Below are 3,647 nucleotides of genomic sequence, written 5' to 3' on the forward strand. Positions count from 1 at the left end.
AAGCCTGATGCAGCCATGCCGCGTGTGTGAAGAAGGCCTTCGGGTTGTAAAGCACTTTCAGCCGTGAGGAAGGTAGCGTAGTTAATACCTGCGTTACTTGACGTTAGCGGCAGAAGAAGCACCGGCTAACTCCGTGCCAGCAGCCGCGGTAATACGGAGGGTGCGAGCGTTAATCGGAATTACTGGGCGTAAAGCGCATGCAGGCGGTCTGTTAAGCAAGATGTGAAAGCCCCGGGCTTAACCTGGGAGTGGCATTTTGAACTGGCAGGCTAGAGTCTTGTAGAGGGGGGTAGAATTTCAGGTGTAGCGGTGAAATGCGTAGAGATCTGAAGGAATACCGGTGGCGAAGGCGGCCCCCTGGACAAAGACTGACGCTCAGATGCGAAAGCGTGGGGAGCAAACAGGATTAGATACCCTGGTAGTCCACGCTGTAAACGATGTCTACTTGGAGGCTGTGGTCTAGAACCGTGGCTTTCGGAGCTAACGCGTTAAGTAGACCGCCTGGGGAGTACGGTCGCAAGATTAAAACTCAAATGAATTGACGGGGGCCCGCACAAGCGGTGGAGCATGTGGTTTAATTCGATGCAACGCGAAGAACCTTACCTACTCTTGACATCCTCAGAAGCCGGAAGAGATTCTGGTGTGCCTTCGGGAACTGAGAGACAGGTGCTGCATGGCTGTCGTCAGCTCGTGTTGTGAAATGTTGGGTTAAGTCCCGCAACGAGCGCAACCCTTATCCTTGTTTGCCAGCACTTCGGGTGGGAACTCCAGGGAGACTGCCGGTGATAAACCGGAGGAAGGTGGGGACGACGTCAAGTCATCATGGCCCTTACGAGTAGGGCTACACACGTGCTACAATGGTGCATACAGAGGGCAGCGAGACCGCGAGGTGGAGCGAATCCCAGAAAGTGCATCGTAGTCCGGATTGGAGTCTGCAACTCGACTCCATGAAGTCGGAATCGCTAGTAATCGTGGATCAGAATGCCACGGTGAATACGTTCCCGGGCCTTGTACACACCGCCCGTCACACCATGGGAGTGGGCTGCACCAGAAGTAGATAGCTTAACCTTCGGGAGGGCGTTTACCACGGTGTGGTTCATGACTGGGGTGAAGTCGTAACAAGGTAGCCCTAGGGGAACCTGGGGCTGGATCACCTCCTTACCGATGCTATGGATGCGAGTGTCCACACAGATTGCTACGGTCAAAAAGAAAAAGAACATACTTAGATGTGTTTGTTGCTTTGGTGGTTAGCACCCCAATCTCTTGGTAAAAGAGGATGAGGTCGGTGGTTGAAACCAAAGACACAAGAATGGGTCTGTAGCTCAGGTGGTTAGAGCGCACCCCTGATAAGGGTGAGGTCGGTGGTTCAAGTCCACTCAGACCCACCAATTTTCCTTCATGCATCGTTGTGAAAAGACTCGTTTAGTGAACTAAACGTCGCCTTTCCACGCCTTGCCTGAAAAGAAATTGGTCACAAACTAAGTATCGATGTGGGGCTATAGCTCAGCTGGGAGAGCGCTTGATTTGCATTCAAGAGGTCTGCGGTTCGATCCCGCATAGCTCCACCACGCTTTAAGTGTTCTTACGAGAATATTTAAAAAGTGGTTGTTCGACAGAACACATCACATGCTCTTTAACAATCTGGAAAGCTGACTAAACAACTTTGTTTCTACGGAAGCAGAGATTGTTTGTAAAAGTTCTCAAAGGTTAACTCTTAGGAGTTAACACCAAACACATTCATGTGTTCTTGGAATTTGAGTCCGGCGAAATCGTTCATGTAAATGAACACCTTGGTTGTTTGAACCTACGAAACCTCTTGGGGTTGTAGGGTTAAGTGACTAAGCGTACACGGTGGATGCCTGGGCAGTCAGAGGCGAAGAAGGACGTAGTAACTTGCGATAAGCCCAGATAAGGCAGTAACAGCCACTTGAGTCTGGGATTTCCGAATGGGGAAACCCACTGGCATAAGCCAGTATCATTAACTGAATCCATAGGTTAATGAGGCGAACTCGGGGAACTGAAACATCTAAGTACCCGAAGGAAAAGAAATCAATTGAGATTCCGGCAGTAGCGGCGAGCGACCCCGGACCAGCCCTTAAGCTGATTGTGAGTTAGTGGAAGCCACTGGAAAGTGGCGCGATACAGGGTGATAGCCCCGTACACGACAACGCACAGTGAGTGAAAACGAGTAAGACGGGACACGTGTTATCTTGTCTGAAGATGGGGGGACCATCCTCCAAGGCTAAATACTCCTGACTGACCGATAGTGAACCAGTACCGTGAGGGAAAGGCGAAAAGAACCCCTGTGAGGGGAGTGAAATAGAACCTGAAACCGTGTACGTACAAGCAGTGGGAGCCTCCTTGTGGGGTGACTGCGTACCTTTTGTATAATGGGTCAGCGACTTACGTTATGTAGCAAGGTTAACCGTATAGGGGAGCCGTAGGGAAACCGAGTCTTAACTGGGCGTTCAGTTGCATGACGTAGACCCGAAACCGGGTGATCTAGCCATGGGCAGGTTGAAGATTGAGTAACATCAATTGGAGGACCGAACCGACTAATGTTGAAAAATTAGCGGATGACTTGTGGCTAGGGGTGAAAGGCCAATCAAACCCGGAGATAGCTGGTTCTCCCCGAAAGCTATTTAGGTAGCGCCTCGGACGAATACTACTGGGGGTAGAGCACTGTTAAGGCTAGGGGGTCATCCCGACTTACCAACCCTTTGCAAACTCCGAATACCAGTAAGTAGTATCCGGGAGACACACGGCGGGTGCTAACGTCCGTCGTGGAGAGGGAAACAACCCAGACCGCCAGCTAAGGTCCCCAAGTTATCGCTAAGTGGGAAACGATGTGGGAAGGCTCAGACAGCCAGGATGTTGGCTTAGAAGCAGCCATCATTTAAAGAAAGCGTAATAGCTCACTGGTCGAGTCGGCCTGCGCGGAAGATGTAACGGGGCTAAGCGATACACCGAAGCTGCGGCAGTGTGATTTATCACATTGGGTAGGGGAGCGTTCTGTAAGCCGTAGAAGGTGGTCTGTAAGGGCTGCTGGAGGTATCAGAAGTGCGAATGCTGACATGAGTAACGATAAAGGGGGTGAAAAACCTCCTCGCCGGAAGACCAAGGGTTCCTGTCCAACGTTAATCGGGGCAGGGTAAGTCGGCCCCTAAGGCGAGGCCGAAAGGCGTAGTCGATGGGAAACGGGTTAATATTCCCGTACTGCTGATAACTGCGATGGGGGGACGGAGAAGGCTAGGTGGGCCAGGCGACGGTTGTCCTGGTTCAAGTGCGTAGGTAGGTGAGTTAGGCAAATCCGGCTCGCTATATACTGAGACACGATGTCGAGACACCACGGTGTTGAAGTCATTGATGCCCTGCTTCCGGGAAAAGCCTCTAAGCTTCAGGTTATCAGTAACCGTACCCCAAACCGACACAGGTGGTCGGGTAGAGAATACCAAGGCGCTTGAGAGAACTCGGGTGAAGGAACTAGGCAAAATGGTACCGTAACTTCGGGAGAAGGTACGCTGCCCGCGGTGAAGTCCCTGGCGGATGGAGCTATGGGCAGTCGCAGATACCAGGTGGCTGCAACTGTTTATTAAAAACATAGCACTGTGCAAACTCGAAAGAGGACGTATACGGTGTGACGCCTG

Annotated in this window: 2 tRNA genes and 2 rRNA genes; all 4 read left to right on the forward strand. The window is 51.5% G+C overall.

Annotated elements, in window-relative coordinates:
- Positions 1-1,161: ribosomal RNA gene (locus tag VHA_RS00015) — 16S ribosomal RNA — on the forward strand; the annotation flags it as partial.
- 150 nt (positions 1,162-1,311) lie between these two features.
- Positions 1,312-1,388 (forward strand) — tRNA-Ile (locus VHA_RS00020).
- A gap of 104 nt (positions 1,389-1,492) precedes the next feature.
- Positions 1,493-1,568 (forward strand) — tRNA-Ala (locus tag VHA_RS00025).
- Positions 1,569-1,828: 260 nt separating this feature from the next.
- A 23S ribosomal RNA gene (locus tag VHA_RS00030) occupies positions 1,829-3,647 on the forward strand; the annotation flags it as partial.

It is taken from the genome of Grimontia hollisae CIP 101886 (assembly GCF_000176515.1).
Classification (GTDB): Bacteria; Pseudomonadota; Gammaproteobacteria; order Enterobacterales; family Vibrionaceae; genus Enterovibrio; species Enterovibrio hollisae.